The 19,999-nt window shown below is 64.4% G+C and carries 16 protein-coding genes; 7 read left to right on the forward strand and 9 right to left on the reverse strand.

Translation table 11 applies throughout. The features are described from left to right. The first annotated feature begins 115 nt into the window (after positions 1 to 115). Both IVB13_RS07770 and IVB13_RS07775 read left to right on the forward strand, forming a co-directional pair. Positions 116 to 1,240 (forward strand): beta-propeller fold lactonase family protein, encoded by a 1,125-nt coding sequence (locus IVB13_RS07770; RefSeq protein WP_247488195.1) that lies wholly within the window; start codon positions 116 to 118, stop codon positions 1,238 to 1,240. 282 nt (positions 1,241 to 1,522) lie between these two features. Further along, entirely contained in the window at positions 1,523 to 2,410 is an 888-nt protein-coding gene (locus IVB13_RS07775; protein WP_026233210.1) for an HlyD family efflux transporter periplasmic adaptor subunit, read from the forward strand. Between the two features lie 165 nt (positions 2,411 to 2,575). On the opposite strand, the gene IVB13_RS07780 is transcribed toward IVB13_RS07775, so the two are convergent. Then, entirely contained in the window at positions 2,576 to 3,424 is an 849-nt protein-coding gene (locus tag IVB13_RS07780; RefSeq protein WP_018456617.1) for a caspase family protein, read from the reverse strand. 424 nt (positions 3,425 to 3,848) lie between these two features. Between IVB13_RS07780 and IVB13_RS07785 the strand changes: the two genes are divergently transcribed. From IVB13_RS07785 to IVB13_RS07795, 3 genes are all read left to right on the forward strand, one after another. Beyond that, a complete protein-coding gene (locus IVB13_RS07785; RefSeq protein ID WP_247488197.1) occupies positions 3,849 to 5,606 on the forward strand; it encodes a hypothetical protein in 1,758 nt (585 codons plus the stop codon). Positions 5,607 to 5,790: 184 nt separating this feature from the next. Continuing rightward, on the forward strand, positions 5,791 to 6,531 hold the full coding sequence (locus IVB13_RS07790) for a thermonuclease family protein (RefSeq protein ID WP_026233211.1): 741 nt from the start codon (positions 5,791 to 5,793) through the stop codon (positions 6,529 to 6,531). Positions 6,532 to 6,638: 107 nt separating this feature from the next. Next, positions 6,639 to 7,826 carry an aminotransferase class V-fold PLP-dependent enzyme gene (locus IVB13_RS07795; protein ID WP_018456620.1) on the forward strand — a complete coding sequence of 396 codons (1,188 nt, stop codon included), beginning with the start codon at positions 6,639 to 6,641 and terminating at the stop codon, positions 7,824 to 7,826. Between the two features lie 160 nt (positions 7,827 to 7,986). Here the strand turns inward: IVB13_RS07795 and IVB13_RS07800 are convergent, their stop codons facing one another. Together IVB13_RS07800 and IVB13_RS07805 are read right to left on the reverse strand one after the other, a co-directional pair. Further along, positions 7,987 to 9,093, reverse strand: coding sequence for a hypothetical protein (locus IVB13_RS07800; RefSeq protein WP_018456621.1), 1,107 nt, complete (start codon positions 9,091 to 9,093; stop codon positions 7,987 to 7,989). After that, the gene (locus IVB13_RS07805; RefSeq protein WP_018456622.1) at positions 9,093 to 10,529 is read right to left on the reverse strand and encodes an MBOAT family O-acyltransferase; all 1,437 of its coding nucleotides are present in this window, start codon (positions 10,527 to 10,529) and stop codon (positions 9,093 to 9,095) included. The genes IVB13_RS07800 and IVB13_RS07805 overlap by 1 nt, the downstream gene beginning before the upstream one ends. 148 nt (positions 10,530 to 10,677) lie before the next feature. Here IVB13_RS07805 and IVB13_RS07810 point away from each other — a divergent pair, with 148 nt between their 5' ends. Next, on the forward strand, positions 10,678 to 12,777 hold the full coding sequence (locus IVB13_RS07810; protein ID WP_026233212.1) for a S9 family peptidase: 2,100 nt from the start codon (positions 10,678 to 10,680) through the stop codon (positions 12,775 to 12,777). A 110-nt stretch (positions 12,778 to 12,887) separates the two neighbouring features. Here the strand turns inward: IVB13_RS07810 and IVB13_RS07815 are convergent, their stop codons facing one another. The 6 genes from IVB13_RS07815 to IVB13_RS07840 all read right to left on the reverse strand — a co-directional run bounded on the left by IVB13_RS07815 (position 12,888) and on the right by IVB13_RS07840 (position 19,177). Next, the gene (locus tag IVB13_RS07815; protein WP_018456624.1) at positions 12,888 to 13,979 is read right to left on the reverse strand and encodes an SMP-30/gluconolactonase/LRE family protein; all 1,092 of its coding nucleotides are present in this window, start codon (positions 13,977 to 13,979) and stop codon (positions 12,888 to 12,890) included. An 82-nt stretch (positions 13,980 to 14,061) separates the two neighbouring features. Then, positions 14,062 to 14,781, reverse strand: coding sequence for a ribonuclease activity regulator RraA (locus IVB13_RS07820; RefSeq protein ID WP_018456625.1), 720 nt, complete (start codon positions 14,779 to 14,781; stop codon positions 14,062 to 14,064). Between the two features lie 10 nt (positions 14,782 to 14,791). After that, positions 14,792 to 16,531 carry an L-arabinonate dehydratase gene (araD, locus tag IVB13_RS07825; protein WP_018456626.1) on the reverse strand — a complete coding sequence of 580 codons (1,740 nt, stop codon included), beginning with the start codon at positions 16,529 to 16,531 and terminating at the stop codon, positions 14,792 to 14,794. Next, positions 16,528 to 17,385 (reverse strand): ABC transporter permease, encoded by an 858-nt coding sequence (locus tag IVB13_RS07830; protein ID WP_085348860.1) that lies wholly within the window; start codon positions 17,383 to 17,385, stop codon positions 16,528 to 16,530. Before IVB13_RS07830 ends, araD begins: the two co-directional genes overlap by 4 nt. Before the next feature lie 11 nt (positions 17,386 to 17,396). After that, a complete protein-coding gene (locus tag IVB13_RS07835) occupies positions 17,397 to 18,158 on the reverse strand; it encodes an ABC transporter ATP-binding protein (RefSeq protein WP_018456628.1) in 762 nt (253 codons plus the stop codon). Beyond that, on the reverse strand, positions 18,158 to 19,177 hold the full coding sequence (locus IVB13_RS07840; RefSeq protein WP_018456629.1) for an ABC transporter substrate-binding protein: 1,020 nt from the start codon (positions 19,175 to 19,177) through the stop codon (positions 18,158 to 18,160). The genes IVB13_RS07835 and IVB13_RS07840 overlap by 1 nt, the downstream gene beginning before the upstream one ends. A gap of 94 nt (positions 19,178 to 19,271) precedes the next feature. Between IVB13_RS07840 and IVB13_RS07845 the strand changes: the two genes are divergently transcribed. Further along, positions 19,272 to 19,988 (forward strand): GntR family transcriptional regulator, encoded by a 717-nt coding sequence (locus tag IVB13_RS07845; RefSeq protein ID WP_018456630.1) that lies wholly within the window; start codon positions 19,272 to 19,274, stop codon positions 19,986 to 19,988. Positions 19,989 to 19,999: the final 11 nt, after the last annotated feature.

Raw genomic sequence — 19,999 nt, forward strand, 5'->3', positions numbered from 1 at the left:
CACCGATACCATTTCGGCATCGATCGATCCCCATTGGAGTTTGGCGCGGCGGGGCGGCTGCCGCTATCCTCGCCGGCAAAACGACAAATGCCGCACCGGCATCCAGGAGGACCCCATGTTGAGATCGACCCGACGCATCAGATCCGGCGTACCCCGCGCCGCGATCGCCACCACGCTTGCTTTCCTCACTCTCATTTCTGGAGTCCGCGCCGGCATGGCCGAGACGTTCGCCTATGTCGGCAATGCCGACAGTAACGACATCAGCGTGTTCAAGATGGCCGAGAGCGGCGAGATGACGCCCGTGCAGACGGCCGGCTTCACCGGCGTCGAAAAGCCCGGCTCCTCGACGCCGCTCGCGATCACGCCCGACCATCGCGTGCTGATCGCCGGTGTCCGCTCGCAGCCGTTTCTCGCGGTGAGCTTTGCGATCGATCCGAAGACCGGCCAGCTCAGCCATATCGGCAACGGCCCGCTCGCCGACAGCATGGCCTACATCGCCATCGACCGCGGCGGCAAATTCCTGTTCAGCGCCTCCTATGGCGGCAACAAGGTCGCGCTGAATCCGCTGCTCGCCAACGGCGTCGCAGGCGAACCGAAGCAGGTGATCCCGACCGGGCTGAACGCGCACGCCTTCCTGCCCTCGCCCGACAACCGCTTCGCGTTCGCGACCAATCTCGGCTCCGACCAGATCCTGGCCTTCACGTTCGATGCCACGACCGGCACGCTCACGCCGAGCGATCCGCCGGCCCACAAGGTGCCGGAGAAATCGGGACCCCGGCATTTCGTGTTCCACCCCAACGGCAAGTTCGTCTATCTCCTGCACGAGCTAAACGGCAACGTCGCGGCGTTCGCCTATGAGGCCAAGGGCGGCGCATGGGACGAGATCCAGCGCACCAGCGCGCTGCCCGAAGGATTTACCGGAAAGCCCTGGGCAGCCGACATCCAAATCACCCCCGACGGCCGTTTCCTCTACGCCTCCGAGCGCACCACCAGCACGCTCACCGCCTACAAGGTCGATGCAACCACCGGCAAGCTGACCACCATCGGCAGCGTGCCGACCGAGAAGCAGCCACGCGGCTTCCATATCGATCCCGGCGGGCGCTACCTTGCCGCCGTGGGCGAGCTCTCCGACAGCATGACGGTCTATGCCATCGACCAGAGCAGCGGGGTGCTGACCAAGCTGAAATCCTACGCCACCGGCAAGAAGCCGAACTGGGTGGAGTTTTTGAGCCTGCCGTGAGCGGGCGCTGGTACCTCCTCGTCGTCATGGCCGGGCTTGTCCCGGCCATCCACGCCTAGCTACGCGGCACAAAGAACGTGGATGCCCGGACAAGCCCGGGCATGACGCGTTTGTTGGGCGGCCGACGAACCTCTTTGCTTGTGCGGCGACTAATTCAACGGGCGGCATCGCGCCGCCCGTGCTGCTGCGGCATTCTGATCCGGCCGGCCCTGACGTGCCCTTGGCTCGCAGCGATCGCTTCTGCTAACGATGAGACCGTCAAGGCCCCAACCGGAATGACCCATGCGATCATTGCCTGCGCGTTCTGTTTCCAGACATCTCGTTGCGCTCGCCGGACTGCTGTTGCTGTCGGCCCAGCCCGCTGCCGCCGCCGATGACGACGCGCCCAAGGGGCCGGCGGTCACGGTGCTGAAGGTCGCAAAATCCTGTTTCTCCGACATCGTCGAGGGCACCGGCACCATCATCGCGCGCGAGGCAAGCTCGGTGCGGCCGGAGCGGCCCGGCCTGAAGGTGACAGAGGTGCTGGCGGAAGCCGGCGACACCACCACCGCAGGCCAGGTGCTGGCGCGGCTGGCACTGCCCGAGGGCGGCACGCTTCAGGTCACCGCCCCCGTGGCAGGCGTGATCGCGACGTCGACCGCGCAGATCGGCAACCTCGCCTCCGCCAAGGGCGAGGCGCTGTTCACGATCGTGGCGCGCAGCGAGTACGATCTCGTCGCCCTCGTCGCGACCAGCGATATGCGCAAGCTCGCGGTCAACCAGGTGGCGACCGTGCGCATCGCCGGCGCCGGCGATATCGACGGCAAGGTGCGCCGCATCGGCCCGACGGTCGAGCCGAACATCCAGCAGGGCATGGTCTATATCGGCATCTCCTCGCAGAAGCGGCTGTTGCTGAATGCGAGCGGGCGCGCACTGATCAAGTCGGGCCAGAGCTGCAACGTCGCGGTGCCGCTGACCTCGGTGCAGTATTCCTCCGCCGGCACCGTCGTGCAGGTGATCCGCCGCAACCGCGTCGAGACCAAGCGCGTCGAGGTCGGACTGATGTCGGGCGGCAATATCGAGATTCGCGACGGCCTCAACGAGGGCGATATCGTCGTCGCCCGCGCCGGCGCGCTGCTGCGCGAAGGAGATCCGGTGCGCACGGTGATGGCCACGGAAGCGGCGAAGTAGGATTGCTCGTGTCCCGGACGCGCTGCAGCGTGTGACGCTGCCGCGCAGAGCCGGACCCATCTCTCGTCCAAGCGATAAGCTTAAAAACTAGGCCCCGGCTCTGCGTCGCATCATTGCATGATGCGCCGCGTCCGGGGCACGAGACTTCGCAGAACCTAAGAAAAACTAGCCGCCGGCTTCGCCGAAATGGACGTCCTCGAGCAGCGAGGAGGAGACGGTCGGGACCTGGTCGCCTTCGCTGGCGCGGGAGATGGCAAGGCGGGTCTTGTTGAAGACGCTCTCGGCGCTGCCCTGCGTATTGAGGTTGTTGAGGAACTCGCTGACCAGCACGCTGTGCTCGCCCTTGCCGTCGTCGACGACCTTGCCCGGCGAAGCCGAGGAGAGGATCAGCGCATTGTCCGTCGCGCTGATCGGCGCGAGGCCGTGGCTGTAGGAGCGGAAGCGGCGCTCATAGGGATTGCGGCGGGAGGCGTCGACCACGACGAGCTTGGCCTTGGCGCCCTGCTCCTTCATCATGTCGAGCACGCCCTCGATGGAGACGCCGTGACGGCGGACGTCGCTTTCCTTCCAGATCACGGCATCGACCGGCAGCATGTAGCTCTCGCGGCCGGCCTGCACGCCGTAGCCGCCGAAGAACAGCATGACGACGGTGTCGGGCTTGATCCGGGACTTCAGGCGATTGACGGCGCGGACCATGTCGTCCTTGGTCGCGTCTTCCACCATGTCGACGTCAAAACCGTTCTTGCGCAGCGACGAGGACAGCGCGCGGGCGTCGTTGATCGACTGCGTCAGCGGCGCGCTGGCGTCGGGGTAATGTCCATTGCCGATGACGAGGGCGAGACGCGAGGCTTGGCCGATCGAGCCGGTGACCTGGTCGGTCGAGACGGCCTTGGCGGCATCGAGCGCCCGCATGTTGAGGGCAGCATGGGCGCCGATCACGAGCGAGACCGTGCCGATGAGGGCTGCGGCCACCGCGATCGTGCGTCGGGAAATGTCGAGCTGCGTTACATTCATCTCGCGTCATTCCTGTCAGTGCCAAAGACCAGCCAAACACGCGCACACTGTTTGAGTAGCGCGATAGCGTCTTTGGGTTTGAGGGATTGGCCGGGGGTGTGCCCCCGAATTGCGCGCAATTTGCGGCGCCGCACCAAACAAAGCCTTAACCGGATATCGCCTCCCCCGCAATAGATCGCCGAAAATTTGAGCTAAGTCTCTGGAAACATGAGCTAATTTTTACTGCCCAATGTGTGATTTTTTTGCGTCCCCGTAGCCTTCCGGAGCCTGATTATGCAGGCTTCGTGCCGGCTTTTTCTGTGACCCTCATCACATTTGTATTTCCTGCGAATCGGGGTAGCTTTTCAACGACTTGCAGGGGGTGGCGCGCGGCTGGGAGCGCGCCGGCCGGCCCCCCGGCCAATTCCCGCGACCAGGTTATTTCATGAGCTTTCAATATTTTGCCGGCGCCGCCTGCCGGGCGCTGACGGCGCGGAAGGACGGCCCCTCGCTTTACGACGTCTGCGATCCCGTACTGTCTGTTGCGGCCAGCGGCGATCCGCATCTGCCTAAGTTCTACAAGACCGCGCTCGGCAATCCCGCATTGCGGGTGCTGCTCCGCCGGGCCGGGCTGCCCGAGCTGCGCGACGAAGGCAAACTGGCCCGGCTGCGCCAGGCCCTAGTGCGCGCCCGCGACGAGGCCGAGCCCAATTGGGCGGCGGTCGGCCAGCCCGTCGCCGATCTCGTCGACAGCATCGCGCTGGATCATCCCAAGCCGCCGCCGGCCATGTTCACCGGCGCCATGCCGCAACAATCGCAGATCGACGGCGTGATCCGCGACTGCGCGCAGCATCTGCTGGGCTCGTACCGCAAAAATGGCTTTCTGCCGACCTACGCCGCGTTCAACCTGATCGGCGATCCCGATTTCCGCGGCCGAGAGCTGACCATGGCGCTCACGGGTCTCAACGCGCGCGGCTACAAGAACTCCTCGCTGCTGTTCAACCTCGCCCGTGTCTTCATCGCGCGATCTCCGGCGCGCGCAGTCGTCAATCCGCCCTGGCGAGGGGTTGCCGAACCGATGTGGGAGCCGGTGCAGATCCGCCACCGCTCGGCCTATTACGACGCGTTCTTCATCGAGGCGCTGTTGAGCTACGTTGAGACCGGTCTCGCCTCGCTCTCCGACAAGATGGCGGCGGAGCGCGCGGTTGCCGATATGGTCGATTTCTGCGTCAACATCAGCCGCGAAGAGGTCGAGGGCATCGACGGGGCGCGGTTCAACGTCATCACCGCGCTCGCGCCGGCACCGCATCCGCGCTTCTCACGCTACTTCGCCCAGATCAAGCAGGACCTCGGCTTCGGCGTCTACGTGCCGGATTGCGACACCACGGCGTGCTCGATCTCCGCGGCGACGCAGGCCGGCTGCACCGATCCGATCCTCGACCAGCCGCTGCTGGATTTCTATGCCGGCTATCAGGTGCGCGCCGGCGTCAACGAGCCGCGCGTGACCGTGCCGATCAACGACAATATCGATTACGAGGGCGGGGTTGCGACCTGGATCGACAATCTCAAGGGCGAGCGGCCCTATGGCAATGATCTCGATCCGACGCTCAATCTCGACATTCTCGAGGTCAGCTTTCGCAACCTCGCGCGCTGGAAAGTATTGGAGACGCCGGCGCGGCTCGCCACCGTGCATCGCATCCTCGGCTTCCAGAAGCGGCTGGCGGCGAGCGGCGCCTTCGCCAATCCGCGCTCGCATATCTACTATTTGCCTGAGCTTTACAGCGCCTATTTCGGTCGCTGCTATGCTGCCTTCCTGGCGCTGCCGCTGGCGGCGCAGGCGATCATCGATCCCGACGGCGATTTCGATTTCATCCGCCACCGCGTGCTCTCCTACGTCAAGGGCGAGTTGATGGCCGCCGAAATGAACGTGTTCGACGCAGCGCTCGCCCTGATCGCGCTCGGCCATCTCGGCGCCGACCCGCGCGCCTTTGCGCCGGCGCTGAACGTGATCGTCGCGAGCGTCGGCGAAGGCGGCCGCCGCGGCCCGTTCCGCGCCTATGAGTGGAACAAGATGAAGACGCCGACGCGGATCCTGGTGGGCGGTCCGGAGGTCACGTCGGCGTTCGTGCTGATGGCGCTGGCGGTGGCCGAGCGGGCGATGGCGCGGGGACGAGGTCGCGCAGGGTGGGTTAGCGAAGCGTAACCCACCACTTCTGCCGCCGTGGAGACGAAAGAGGTGGGTTACGCCTTCGGCTAACCCACCCCTACTAAACTTCGCCCGATGACAGGAAGTTGAAAGCCCAATTGCCAGGCATATGCTGGCCGAGCGGACAAAAGCCGACCACAATTGCGAGGTCTATCGCAGTTTTCATCACACGCGGGCCGGCATGTTGCGAAAACCCCTGATTGCGCTGTCATTGCTTGGCTTCTCCTTGTCCGGCTTGCCATCGCCGGCGCGGGCCGCCGACATCACCGGCACAGCGAAGGTCCGCGCCGGCGACGCGGTGGTGATCGGCAACACGCGGATCAGGCTCGGCGGCATCGACGCCCCCGCGGTCGACCAGCTCTGCCTCAACAACAAGGGCGAGCGCTGGACCTGCGGCATCGCGGCCCGCGACGAGCTCGCCAAATACGCCGACGGCAAGACCTGGGTCTGCCATGCGCGGTCGATCGACCGGCGCGGCCGCACCGTGGCGCGCTGCGACGTCGGCGGCGAGGATATCCAGAAATGGCTGGTGCGCGCAGGCTGGGCGCTGGCCTACACCCGCGTCTCGCGCGACTACGAAGCCGATGATGCCGCCGCGCGGGAGGCAAAAGCCGGCATGTGGCAAGGCGCCTTCATCGCGCCCTGGGACTGGCGCGAGCGCAACAAGAAGACCACCATCCTCGGCGCCACCAAGCCGCCCGATGGCGCACATGCGATCCTGCTCGCTTCGGCTTCGGGCCCGGTCGCGCCCTCGCCGGACTGCACCATCAAGGGCAACGTCAACAGCGCCGGCGAGTGCATCTATCACCGGCCGACCAGCCGCTGGTATGCGCAGATCAAGATGAAGATCAGCAAGGGCACGCGCTGGTTCTGCTCGGTGGAGGAAGCCGAGGATGCGGGCTGCCGCGAGACTAAGAGATAACCCACGTCAGACCTGCGTTTTCCGGCCTTTTCTTGCACCGCGGCGCCGCGTAAAAGTGTGAATCAGCGACCCACCATCCTATTCTCAGGCAACAAGGACCAACAGCAATGACCGTTCGCGCGGGCCGGGAATTTCTGGCCATCCCCGGGCCCACCAATATGCCCGACGAGGTGCTGCGGGCGATGCATCGTCCGGCGATCGACATCTACTCCAAACAGATGACCGATCTGACCGAGAGCCTGCTCAGTGACATCTCGAAACTGTTTGCCACCAAGGGCAAGTCCTACATCTACATCGCCAACGGTCACGGCGCCTGGGAAGCAGCATTGAGCAACGTGCTGTCGCGCGGCGACAAGGTGCTGGTGCTCGAAAGCGGACGGTTCGCGATCGGCTGGGGCCATGCCGCGGCGCTGATGGGTGCCGAGGTCGAGGTGCTCAAGGGCGACTGGCGCCGCGCAGTGCGGCCGCACGAGGTCGAGGAGCGCCTGCGCCGCGACAAGGAGCACACCATCAAGGCCGTCGTCGTCGTCCAGGTCGACACCGCCTCAGGCGTGCAGAACGACATCGAGGCGATCGGCAAGGCGATCAAGGCCAGCGGCCATCCGGCGCTGTACATGGTCGACACTGTGGCCTCGCTCGGCTGCATGCCGTTCGAGATGGACAAATGGGGCATCGACGTCGCGATGTCGGGCTCGCAAAAGGGCCTGATGACGCCGCCCGGCCTCGGCTTCGTCGCGGCCAACGCGCGCGCGCGCGAGGTGCAGAAGACCGCCAACATGAGCACGCCCTATTGGAGCTGGAGCGAGCGCGAGGGCAGCGAGCACTATCGCAAATATGCCGGCACCGCGCCGGTGCATCTGCTGTTCGCGCTGCGCCAGGCCATTGACCTGCTGCACGAGGAAGGACTGGAGAACGCCTTCCGACGTCACAGCCTGCTCGGCGAGGCCGCACGCCGCGCGGTCGGCGCGTGGTCGGAAGGCCAGGTGCTCGGCTTCAACGTCGCCGAAGCCAGCGAACGCTCCAACACCGTGACCACGGTGACCATGAGCAACGGCCACGATCCGGCAATCCTGCAACGCTATTGCAAGGAGAAGTGCGGCGTCGTGCTCGGCACCGGCATCGGCGATCTCTCGGGACAAGCCTTCCGCATCGCCCATATGGGCCACGTCAACGCCCCGATGCTGCTCGGCACGTTGGGCGTGATCGAGATCGGGCTGAACGCGCTGAAGATCCCGCACGGCAAAGGCGGGCTCGAAGCGGCGGTTGCCTATCTCGGCGAAGAGGTGGCGGTGTAAGCCTCTTTTTTCCTTCTCCCCTTGTGGGAGAAGGTGGCGCGAAGCGCCGGATGAGGGGTTGTCTCCGCAATCGCAACTGCCGGACTCGCGGATAGATACCCCTCACCCGTCTCGCCGCTAACGCGGCGAGCCACCCTCTCCCACAAGGGGAGAGGGGAAGTCAGCGCGGGAACCGATACGCCGCGACCTGCGCCTTCAACGCGTCCAGCGAGGCAAGTGGCGCCGTCGGATCGACCCGATACTCCCCACGCGCCAGCCACGACAGCACCTTCGCATCGATCACCGGCGAATGGTGGATGACGTCGCCGTAATTGTCGAGGTCGTGCGTCACGTCCTTGATCGCCCGGAAATCGTACAGATGCACATTGGGAAGCTGCGTCAGGCGCTGCGCAATGACGGCCGTGAGGTCCGTGACGATTTTCAGCGTCGCAGGCGAAGCGTCGCGCATCGCGACGAATTGCAGGATCGAATAGGGCGGGAAGTAGATGTCGAAGGTCACGTCCGGATGGCGCGCGATCAGGCCGACGGCGTCACGCTCGAAATGCCGGACCATCGCGTCGTAACGATAGCCTTCGCCGAGAAAACGGCTGCGCACGGGATCGGTGATATAGGCGAAAGCCGCGAGCGTCCTTTTCGCATTATAGGCGCGCGCGACGTCGATATCGCGCGGCAACGCATAAATGTCGTCGACGTCTTCAAGCGCAAACTTGACGGGCAGAAAAGGCGCCGCCCGGGTCAGCGGCTCCCGCAGCGGCGGAACCGACCGCAGCAATGCGAACAGGGATTCCTTCGCCATCGCCGCACTGAACAGATAGGACGCGATCCCCTTTGCCGTCCCGCGATAGAGATCGGCAGCGAGATAAGGATCGGTCTCGATGTCGGCAGCATCGACAAAGATAAAGTCGTCCATCGCCCAGATCACGCGCTTCGCGCCGCGGTCGATGGCCTGCTCGAGCACAAAGCCCTGCTGACACGAATTGGAGCCGGTCATCGCCAGCTTGAGCGAGTGCACGCCGAGGGCATGGTCGATGTCGCTCTGGCGGAAATGGATCGCGAGCGAGGTGCCCATGAACGCGGTATCGAACGACTGGCTGCGGATCAGCCCGGCATTCTGCACGCGCGTGTCATCGGAATAGAACGGCGCGACGAGACGCGAAGGCCGAAACAGTTGCAGGGGATCGATGACATAGGTGAGCGCAGCCGCGCCCAGCACGCACGCGATGCTCGCGAGGAGAAGACGCCCTGGATTTGTGAACGCGCCGCGCATCAGAACCGGAAATAGATGAATTCGCTGTGGCTCTGGATACCCAAAATCCCGAACGCAAGCACCAGCGACGCACCATAGAGGACCAGCGGCCGCATCCGTCCGGACATCAGGCCGTCGCCGACCCTGCGATTGGCGTGGTCGTACCCCATGAGTCCTTGCGTGTTCGGCGCCAGCCACACCAGCGCGGCATAGATCGTGACCATCACCGACGCCGCAATCTCCTCGCGGCCGAACACGATGTTGGAGGGATCGGCCATCGCATTCACAATCCGCATTGCCCAATCGACCCGTTCGGCACGGAAGAAGACCCAGGCGACAACGACGGCGAGGAATGTCAGCACGGCTCCGGCGACACGCGTCGGGTGCGCGAGCCACTTCGGAACATTCGGCACCAGCGCGTTGAAAGCGTGATTGATACAGAGATAGGCGCCATGCAGGGCGCCCCAAATGACAAAAGTCCAGGCCGCGCCATGCCAGAGCCCGCCGAGCAGCATCGTGAGCAGCAAGTTGATGTAGCGCAGCACGCGCCCGCGCCTGTTGCCCCCGAGCGGGATGTAGAGATAGTCGCGCAGGAAGTGCGACAGCGTCATGTGCCAGCGGCGCCAGAACTCGACGATGCTGGTGGCCTTGTAGGGCGAGTTGAAATTGACCGGCAGGAAGATGCCGAACATCAGCGATATCCCGATCGCCATGTCGGAATAGCCGGAAAAGTCGAAATAGAGCTGGAACGTGTAGGCGAGTGCACCGAGCCAGGCCTGATCAAAACTCGGCGCGCGCGCATCGAAGGCGAGCGCGACCAGCGGCTGGATGCCGTCGGCAAGGCAGGTCTTCTTGAACAGGCCGATTGCGAAGATGATGAGGCCGCACAGGATCAGATGCGCATGCGGATGCTTGGTTTCCTCCCGCTCGAATTGCGGGATCATGTCCTTGTGGTGAAGGATTGGCCCCGCGATCAGATGCGGAAAGTAGGTCACGAACAGCGCATAGTGTGGCAGCGCGTAGGCCGCGACCTGCCCGCGCCAGGCGTCAACCAGGAACGCGATCTGGGTGAACGTGTAGAAGGAGATGCCGACCGGCAGCAGGATGTGGACCGCAAAGTGCGTGCCGGCCAGCGCGTTGACGTTCTCGGTGACGAAGCCGGCATATTTGAAGATGCCAAGTACGAGAAGATCGCCGGCGACGCCGAGGGCCAGTGCCACCTTTCGTTGCGACGAAGTAAGCTTGGCCACGATGAGGAGGTGGCCTATGCCGTAGTTGAAGGCGATCGATAGCAGCAACAGGGCCACGAACTGCCAGTTGCCAATGGCATAGAAGGTGAGCGAGGCCGCCGCCAGCCAGATCACCGGGGCCAGATTGCTGCGCCGCCCGAGCCAGAAATAGCCAGCCAGCGCGGCCGGCAGGAACAGCAGGATGAACGGGTAGGAATTGAACAACATCAGGCTGGACCGGCGGCAGGACTAAAGACCCGGCCCCTAAAGCATACAAGCGGCCCGTCAACAACCCGGCGACGACGCCCGCAGCGACGCTGGCAATTCACGGAAGCGGGACGATATAAGGTGAAACACGCATCTGAATGAGGATCGAGTGACACAAGCCAAAACACCTTCCCTGCCCCCCCTCGCGCCGCGCCGGCCGCATTCCTTCACGCGACACGGGATCACCGTGACGGATGAATATGCCTGGTTGAAGGACGAGAAATGGCAGGAGGTGCTGCGCGACCCCGCGGTGCTCGATCCCGACATCCGCAAATATCTCGACGCAGAAAATGGCTACACCGAGAGCCTGCTCGGCCATACCGCGGCGCTCCAGAAAACGCTGGTGCGCGAGATGCGGGGGCGGATCAAGGAGGACGATTCCAGCGTGCCGTCGCCGGATGGTCCTTTCGCCTATTTCCGCAAATTCCGCGAGGGCGGTCAGCACGAGCTGTTCGGCCGTATGCCGCGCGACGGCGGCGAGGGCCACATCGTGCTCGACGGCGATGCGCTCGCCAAGGACCATGAATACTTCAAGTTCGGCGGCAGCCGGCACTCGAACGACCACAGGCTGCAGGCCTGGAGCGCCGACACCAAGGGCTCGGAGTATTTCTCCATCCGCGTGCGCGACTGGGCGACCGGCAAGGACCTCGACGACGTCGTCGAGGAGACCGACGGCGGCGTGGTCTGGAGCAAGGATGCGACGTCGTTCTTCTACGTGAAGCTCGACGACAACCACCGCCCGATGCAGGTGTGGCGGCATAAGCTCGGCACTGGGCAAGCCGACGACACGCTGGTCTACGAGGAGCAGGATTCCGGCTGGTTCACCCATCTGCAAGAGAGCACCAGTGGCCGCTTCTGCGTGATCGCGGGCGGCGACCACGAGACCTCCGAGCAGCGGCTGATCGACCTCGCCCACCCCGACGCACCGCCGCGCCTGGTCGCGGCACGCAAGGAAGGCGTGCAATATTCGCTGGCCGACCGTGGCGACGAACTCTTCATCCTAACCAACGCCGACCATGCCATCGACTTCAAGATCGTCACCGCGCCGCTCGCCTCACCCGAGCGCAAGAACTGGCGCGATCTGATCCCGTATCGCCCGGGCATCTACATCATCGACCTCGATCTCTATGCCGGCCACATGGTGCGGCTGGAGCGCGCCAACGCGCTGCCGTCCATCGTGATCCGCGACCTCGCCTCGAACGAGGAGCACGCGATCGCGTTCGACGAAGCGGCCTATTCGCTGGATACGATGGGCTCCTACGAATTCGAGACGACCAATTTGCGCTTCGCCTATTCGTCGATGACGACGCCGTCGGAAGTCTACGATTACGACATGGTCAAGCGCACGCGCACCCTTCGCAAGCGGCAGGAGATCCCGTCCGGCCACAATGCGAGCGACTACGTCACCACCCGCATCATGGCGAAAGCGCATGACGGCGCCGAGGTGCCGGTCTCGATCCTCCATCGCCGCGGACTCACGCTCGACGGCGCGGCGCCGCTGCTGCTCTACGGCTACGGCTCCTACGGCATGGCGATGCCGGCTTCGTTCAGCGCCAACCGCCTGTCGCTGGTCGACCGTGGCTTCGTCTATGCCATCGCCCATATCCGCGGCGGCGCCGACAAGGGCTGGGGCTGGTACCTCGACGGCAAGCGCGAGAAGAAGACCAATTCGTTCGACGATTTTGCCGCCAGCGCACGCGCGCTGATCGATGCGAAGTACACCAGTGCAAAGCGCATTGTCGGCCACGGCGGTTCGGCCGGCGGCATGCTGATGGGCGCGGTGGCGAACCGCGCCGGCGAATTGTTCGCCGGCGTCGTCGCCGAAGTGCCGTTCGTCGACGTGCTCAACACGATGCTCGACGACACGCTGCCGCTGACGCCGCCGGAATGGCCGGAATGGGGCAACCCGATCGAGAGCGAGAAGGATTTCCGCACCATCCTGTCCTATTCGCCCTACGACAATGTCGCGGCGAAAGACTATCCCGCGATCCTGGCGATGGGCGGGTTGACCGATCCGCGCGTCACCTATTGGGAGCCCGCCAAATGGATCGCGCGCCTGCGCGCGACCATGAGCGGCGGCGGCCCGGTCCTGCTCCGCACCAACATGGGCGCCGGCCACGGCGGCGCATCGGGACGCTTCAACCGGCTCGATGAAGTCGCGATCGTCTATGCGTTCGCGCTGTGGGCGGCGGGGATGGCGGAGGCGTGACTTCGTAGCCCGGATGGAGCGCAGCGAAATCCGGGATTAGTGCAGACGACATCACAGCCCCGGATTGCGCTGCGCTCCATCCGGGCTACGGCCTCGAGAGAGGCGAAGCCTCACACGGCCCCATGCGCCTCCACATACAGCGCATACACCGAGTGGCTGCTTGCCATATACAGGCGATTGTTCTTCGGCCCGCCGAAGCAGAGATTGGCGCAGCGTTCGGGCAGCTTGATGAAGGCGAGCGGCTTGCCCTCTGCGTTGAACACCATCACGCCGTCGAGATCCTCCGACTTGGCCTTGAGCTGATAAACCTTGCGGCCGGCGATGTCGGTCGGCTCGGATTGCAGCGCACCGTTGGAGCCCCAGCCGCACCAGAGATTGCCGTCGCGGTCGACGCGAAAACCGTCGAGCGAGGCCTGGTCAGCCGCGTCGATCAGCTTGGTCTTGCCGCTGAGCGAACCGTCGTCACCGACACTATAGCTCCAGATGCTGCGGTTGGGCGTACCTTTCCACTCGACCACGTAGAGCTTCTTCTCGTCAGGCGAAAAGGCGAGGCCGTTCGGATTGACGAGGTCGGTCAGCATAGCGCTGAGCTTGCCGTCCTTAGCGATGCGGTAGACGTTGGTGGTGGCTTGCTCGGCCTTTTCCTTCTTGCCCTCCCACTCGCCGTTGATGCCGAACAGCGGGTCGGTGAACCAGATGCTGTCGTCGGACTTCACCACGATGTCGTTCGGCGCGTTCAGCCGCTTGCCCTCGAACTTCTCGGCCAGCACGGTGATCTTGCCGTCCTTCTCGGTGCGGGTGATGCGGCGGGTCACCGAGTGCTCGCAGCTGACGAGGCGACCCTGGCGGTCGCGCGCGTTGCCGTTGGCGTAGTTCGCGTTGGCGCGGAACACGCTGGTCTGCCCGGTCTTCTCGTCGAACTTCATGATCCGGTTGTTGGGAATGTCCGAGAACAGCAGATAGCCGCCTTCGGGAAAATAGGCGGGGCCTTCCGCCCAGCGCATGCCGGTTGCGACCTGCTCGAGCGTCGAGGAATAGAGCCGGTACTTTCCAAAACTGGGATCGAGGATTTGAACGGCGGGATCGGGGTAGCGCTGGTTCGGCGCGAACGGAAACGACTGGGCACCGGCGGCGTGGGCGAGGAGCGCGGAGGTGGCCGCAGCGCCGGCGCCGGCCAAGAGGTTGCGTCGCGTGAAATTCATGGAGTCCTCCCTGGGTGATTTAAGGCCGGCGCTTGCTGCGGCCGGCCTGTTTCTTGATATGCTTGGTGTCGGCGCGCGGCCTTTACCTTCCGTTCGCCTTCCGCCATGCGGCGAAGTCGGTCAGCGTCTGTGGGTCCGTTGCCGGATAGAGACCGAAAATGCCGCGGCCCTTGTTGACTTCCTCGGTGACGAAGTCCTCGAACGCGGTCATCTCGAAGGTCTCGTTGGCGATCTCCTCAGCGAGATGCGCAGGGATCACGATCACGCCGTCCCTGTCGCCGAGAATGACGTCGCCGGGAAACACCGGCGCATCCCCGCAGCCGATCGGCACGTTGATCTCGATGGCGTGATGCAGCGTCAGATTGGTCGGCGCGCTTGGGCGGTGGTGGTAGGCGGGGATACCGAGCTTGGCGATCTCGGCCGAGTCGCGAAAACCGCCATCGGTGACGACCCCGGCGACGCCGCGCTTCATCAAGCGCGTGACCAGGATTGCACCGGCGGACGCGGCGCGCGCGTCCTTGCGGCTGTCCATCACCAGCACGTGGCCCGCCGGGCAATCCTCGACTGCCTTGCGCTGCGGATGGGAGCGGTCCTTGAAAACCTCGATGGTGTTGAGATCCTCGCGCGCCGGCATATAACGCAGCGTGAAGGCTTCACCGACCATGGTCGGCTGGTCGGCACTGAGCGGGTGCACATCCTGGATCATCTGGATGCGCAGGCCCCGCTTGAACAACGCGGTTGCGACGGTGGCGGTGGAGACGGATTTGAGCTTGTTGCGGGTGGCCTCGGCAAGTTTGGTCATGTCACGCTCTCTAGTAAATCGAGGGCTCGCCGATCGGCGCGCCGAAATCGGTCTCGAGGAAGTCGAAGTCGCAGCCGTCATTGGCCTGCTTGATGTGCTTGGTGAACATCCAGCCATAGCCGCGCTCGAAGCGGCGCTCGGGCTGCTTCCAGGCGGCGCGACGCTTGTCGAGCTCGGCTTCCGACACGTCGAGATTGATGGTGCGGGTGGCGACGTCGAGCGTGATGCGGTCGCCGTTCCGCACCAGCGCGAGCGGTCCGCCGACATAGGATTCGGGGGCGACGTGCAGAATGCAGGCGCCGTAGCTGGTGCCGCTCATGCGCGCATCCGAGATTCGCACCATGTCGCGCACGCCCTGCTTCACGAGTTTTGTCGGGATCGGCAGCATGCCCCATTCCGGCATGCCCGGCCCGCCCTGCGGCCCGGCGTTGCGAAGGATGAGGATGTGGTCTTCGGTGACGTCGAGATCGGGATCGTCGACCGCCTTCTTCATCGAAGGGTAGTCGTCGAACACCAGCGCCGGCCCGGTGTGCTTGAGGAAGCGCGGCGCGCAGGCCGACGGCTTGATGACGCAGCCGTCGGGTGCGAGATTGCCCTTGAGCACCGCGAGGGCGCCTTCCTTGTAGATGGGATTGTCGATCGAGCGGATCACATCGTCATTGTGGACCTCGGCATGCGCGATATTCTCGCCCAGCGTCAGGCCGGTGACGGTGATGCAGTCGAGATGCAGATGCGGCTTGATCTGCCCCATCAGCGCCGGCAGGCCGCCGGCATAGAAGAAGTCCTCCATCAGATAGGCATCGCCGCTCGGCCGCACATTGGCGATGACGGGCACCTTGCGGCTCGCAATCTCGAAATCGTCGAGGCCGATGTCGAGACCGGCGCGGCGGGCCTGCGCGATCAGATGGATGATGGCGTTGGTCGAACAGCCCATCGCCATCGCCACTGCAATCGCGTTCTCGAACGCCTTGCGGGTCTGGATTGTCTTCGGCGTCAGATCTTCCCAGACCATCTCGACGATACGGCGCCCGCATTCCGAGGCCATGCGGATATGGTTGGCATCAGCGGCGGGAATCGAGGACGCGCCCGGCAGCGTCATGCCGATCGCCTCTGCAATCGCGGTCATGGTGGAAGCCGTGCCCATGGTCATGCAGGTGCCGTAGCTGCGCGCAATGCCGGCCTCGATGTCGAGCCAGTCCTTGTCGGAGATTTTTCCGGCGCGCCGCTCGTCCCAGTATTTCCAGCCGTCCGAGCCCGAGCCGAGCGTCTTGCCCTTCCAATTGCCGCGCAGCATCGGACCTGCCGGCAGATAGATCGCCGGGATGTTCATCGAGGTCGCACCCAGCAGCAGCGCCGGCGTGGTCTTGTCGCAGCCGCCCATCAGCACCACGCCGTCGACGGGATGGCTGCGCAACAGCTCCTCGGCGTCCATCGCCAGCAGATTGCGATAGAGCATGGTGGTCGGCTTGAGCAGCGATTCCGACAGCGACAGTGCCGGCAGCTCCAGCGGCAGGCCGCCGGCCATCAGGATGCCGCGCTTGACGTCGTCAACGCGCGACTTGAAGTGCATGTGGCAGGGCTGCGCGTCCGACCAGGTGTTGAGGATCGCGATGATCGGGCGGTCCTTCCACTCCTCCGGCGCGTAGCCCATCTGCATGGTGCGGGAGCGATGGCCGAACGAGCGGAGATCGTCGGGTGCGAACCAGCGCGCGCTGCGGAGCTGGTCGGGCGTTAGTTTCTTCTTGGTCATGATTGGGTGCCCCATTTCTGCACGGTGTTCCGCTCGATGGCGCGGAAGATCAGGTTTTCGACAAAAAGCCCGATGATGATCACCGTCAAGAGGCCGGCGAAGACCGCAGGTATGTCGAGCAGGTTGCGGTTTTCGAAGATGAACCAGCCGAGCCCGCCCTGCCCCGACGACACGCCGAACACCAGCTCGGCCGCGATCAGCGTGCGCCAGGCAAAGGCCCAGCCGATCTTGAGGCCGGTCAGGATCGAGCCGAACGCGGCGGGGATGAGGATTTTCGCCACGTACGGCAATCCCCGAAGGCCGTAATTGCGGCCGACCATGCGCAGCGTGTTGGACACGCTCTTGAAGCCCGAATGGGTGTTGAGCGCGACCGGCCACAGCACCGAATGGATCAGCACAAACACCAGACTGCCGTTGCCGAGACCGAACCAGATCAAAGCGAGCGGCAACAGCGCGATCGCCGGCAGCGGATTGAACATCGCCGTGACCGTCTCAAGGAAATCGGTGCCGATGCGGGTGGAGATCGCGAGCACGGTGAAGATCGCGGCGAGCGCGATGCCGGCTGAATAGCCCATGAACAGCACTTTTAGCGAAGCCCAGGCCCGCATGGGAATCGTGCCGTCCTTGACGCGATCGTAGAGCGTGAGGATCGTGTCGTGCAGCGTCGGAAACAGCAGGGGATTGTCGAGGGCGAGGCCGTAGGCCTCCCAGACCGCCGCGAGGAACAGGATGATGACGGTCTTGCGGACAAAGCCGTCGTTCCACAACAGCTCGGGCACGCTCAGCTTGCGCTCGACCTCGGCTGCGCTGCCGACGACCGGCGCGTCACGCAGCATTATTCTCGCTTCGCCCATGAGAGGCTCCCTCAATGCGCCGTTGCTTCGGAGGCGAACAGGAGATCGTGAATCTCCTTCTCCAGCCGGCCGGCACTGCCATCGTCATTGGAGACCTTGTCGACGTCGACCACCTCGGCCTTGACGCGGCCGGGATGCGGCGACAACAGCAGGATGCGGTTGCCGATGCGGATCGCTTCCGCGATCGAGTGGGTCACGAACAGCACGGTGAATTTGGTCTCGCTCCAGAGCTGGAGCAGCTCGTCCTGGCAGGTTCGCCGCGTCAGCGCGTCGAGCGCGGCGAACGGCTCGTCCATCAGTAGGATGTCGGGCTCCATTGCCATGCCGCGCGCGATCGCGACGCGCTGCTTCATGCCGCCGGAGAGCGTGTGCGGATAAGCGTCGACCACGCGGGTGAGGCCCACTTTCTCGATATAGGCCCGCGCCCGCGCATCGGCATCCTTGCGCGACAATTTTCGCGCGGTCAGCAGCGGAAACATCACGTTGGCCAGCACGCTTTTCCAAGGCAGCAGCTGGTCGAACTCTTGGAAGATCATCATGCGATCGGCGCCGGGACCGCGAATCTCGCGGTCGTTGATGGTCATGCGGCCTTCGCTCGGCGCCATGTAGCCGCCGACGGCCTTGAGCAGGGTCGACTTGCCGCAGCCGGACGGCCCGAGCAGCACGAAGCGGTCGGACCTGTCGACTGTGAAGCTGACCCGTTCGGTCGCCGTGACGACGGCGCTGGAGGTCTTGTAGCGCAGCGTCACGGAGCTGACGTCGAGCAGCGCCATCAGTTGCCCTTCAGATCGTGGGCGACGGGCAGATAATAATCAGTCCAGGCCTTGGGCTGAGTCTTCAGCGTGCCGGTCTTGAACAGATGGGCGGCGAATTTCATCGTGCCCTGCGGTTCGAGATTCCACTCCATCATGCCGGGCTCCTGGAGGAGATCGAGCAGCTCTTCCACCGAGGTCTTGTCGCCGGTGATCTCCTTGTAGATCTCGACCGCCTGTCTGGTGTCGCTGCGGATCAGATCCTGAGCTTCCTTGGTCGCATCGCGCACGGCCTGGATGATTTTCGGGTTGGCATCAGCGAACTTCGTGGTGGTGAAGAACTGCGCCTGGCTGAGCGGGCCGCCCATCACGTCAGGCGACGACAGCACGACATGCGCGCCCGGCACGTTCTTCAGCTCGAGGAAGGTGAACGGCGGAATCGAAAAATGGGTGTGCACCTCGTGCTTGGCGTTGGACAGCGCCGCATAGGCGTCGGGATGACCGAGCTGCACCGTGTTGACGTCCAGCTTCGACCATTGGTCGGGACCAAAGGCTTCGGCGGCGGCGATCTGGAGCACGATGGCCTGGGTCGAGACTTTTACGGTCGGCACGGCGATCTTGTCGTTGGGGCCGAAATCCTTGATCGACTTGATGTTGGCGTCGCGGCTGATCAGCGTCATCGGCTGCGCCGAGGTCGCGACGATGCCCTTGACGCCGCCGCGGGTGCGGTCCCACAGCAGCAGCAGATTGCCGGTGCCGGTGTTGAGGATGTCGACCCCGCCCGCGAGCAGCGCATCGGTCTGCGCACCGCCGCCGGAGAAGGTGACCCATTTGGTGGTGACGCCGGCCACCCCGAGCTGAGCGGCGTGCTTCTCGATCAGCTTCTGCTTTTCCATGATGTGGCTCGGCATGTAGAAAATGCCGGGCTGGCGAGACAGCGAGATCTCGGACTTCTGCTGCGCCTTTGCTGGCGAAGCCGTCAGCGCCGCTGCGGCGATCAGGGCGACGGCCGTGAGGCCACACTGAAATTGCTTGATCATTGTTGTTCGTTTCCTCCGGCCGCCATTGACGAGCGATCTTGCTAATGCACTAATGCATTAGTGTATCAAAGGCAAGCTGGCCGGAGCGCTTCGCATGGAACCAGCCGAACCCGCGCCCCGCGTAGCCCCCCGCCCCGGCGCGCGGCTCGACCGGGCCCGGCAGGCCGCACCGCAAGTATTCGAGCGGCTGCGCAATGCCATTCTCGCGCTCGAATTGCCGCCGGGCTCGCCGCTGTCGCGCACGGATCTCGCCGCACAATTCGGCGTCAGCTCGACGCCGATCCGCGACGCCTTGATGCGGCTCGAGGAAGAAGGGCTGGTCGACGTGTTTCCGCAGCACGCCACCGTCGTCAGCCGCGTCGACGTCGGTCGGGCCGAGCAGGCCCATTTCCTGCGCCAGGCGCTGGAGCTCGAAATCGTCCGGCTGCTCGCGCAGCAGCACGGCGAAGCCCTGGTCATACGCCTCGACCACACGATCGCGCTCCAGCAGCAATTCGCCAAGGCCGGAGACTTCGAGAGCTTCATCGCTGGCGACAATGATTTTCACGCGCAGCTTTATGCCGCGGCCGGCAAGCAGGAACTCTGGACGCTGGTGCGCAGCCGTAGCGGACATATCGACCGGCTGCGCCGGATGCATCTGCCCTCACCCGGCAAGGCCCAGAACATCGTCCGCCACCACAAGCTGATCACGCGCGCGATCGAGGCCGGCGACGCCGATGCTGCGCAACAGCATCTGCGCAAGCACCTGTCGGGCACGTTGAGCGAGCTCGACACGATCCGAAGCCACTATCCGGAATATTTGACCGACTAGGCATATGGCGC

Origin of the sequence: Bradyrhizobium sp. 17 (genome assembly GCF_023073515.1) — a bacterium.
Taxonomy (GTDB): domain Bacteria; phylum Pseudomonadota; class Alphaproteobacteria; order Rhizobiales; family Xanthobacteraceae; genus Bradyrhizobium; species Bradyrhizobium canariense_D.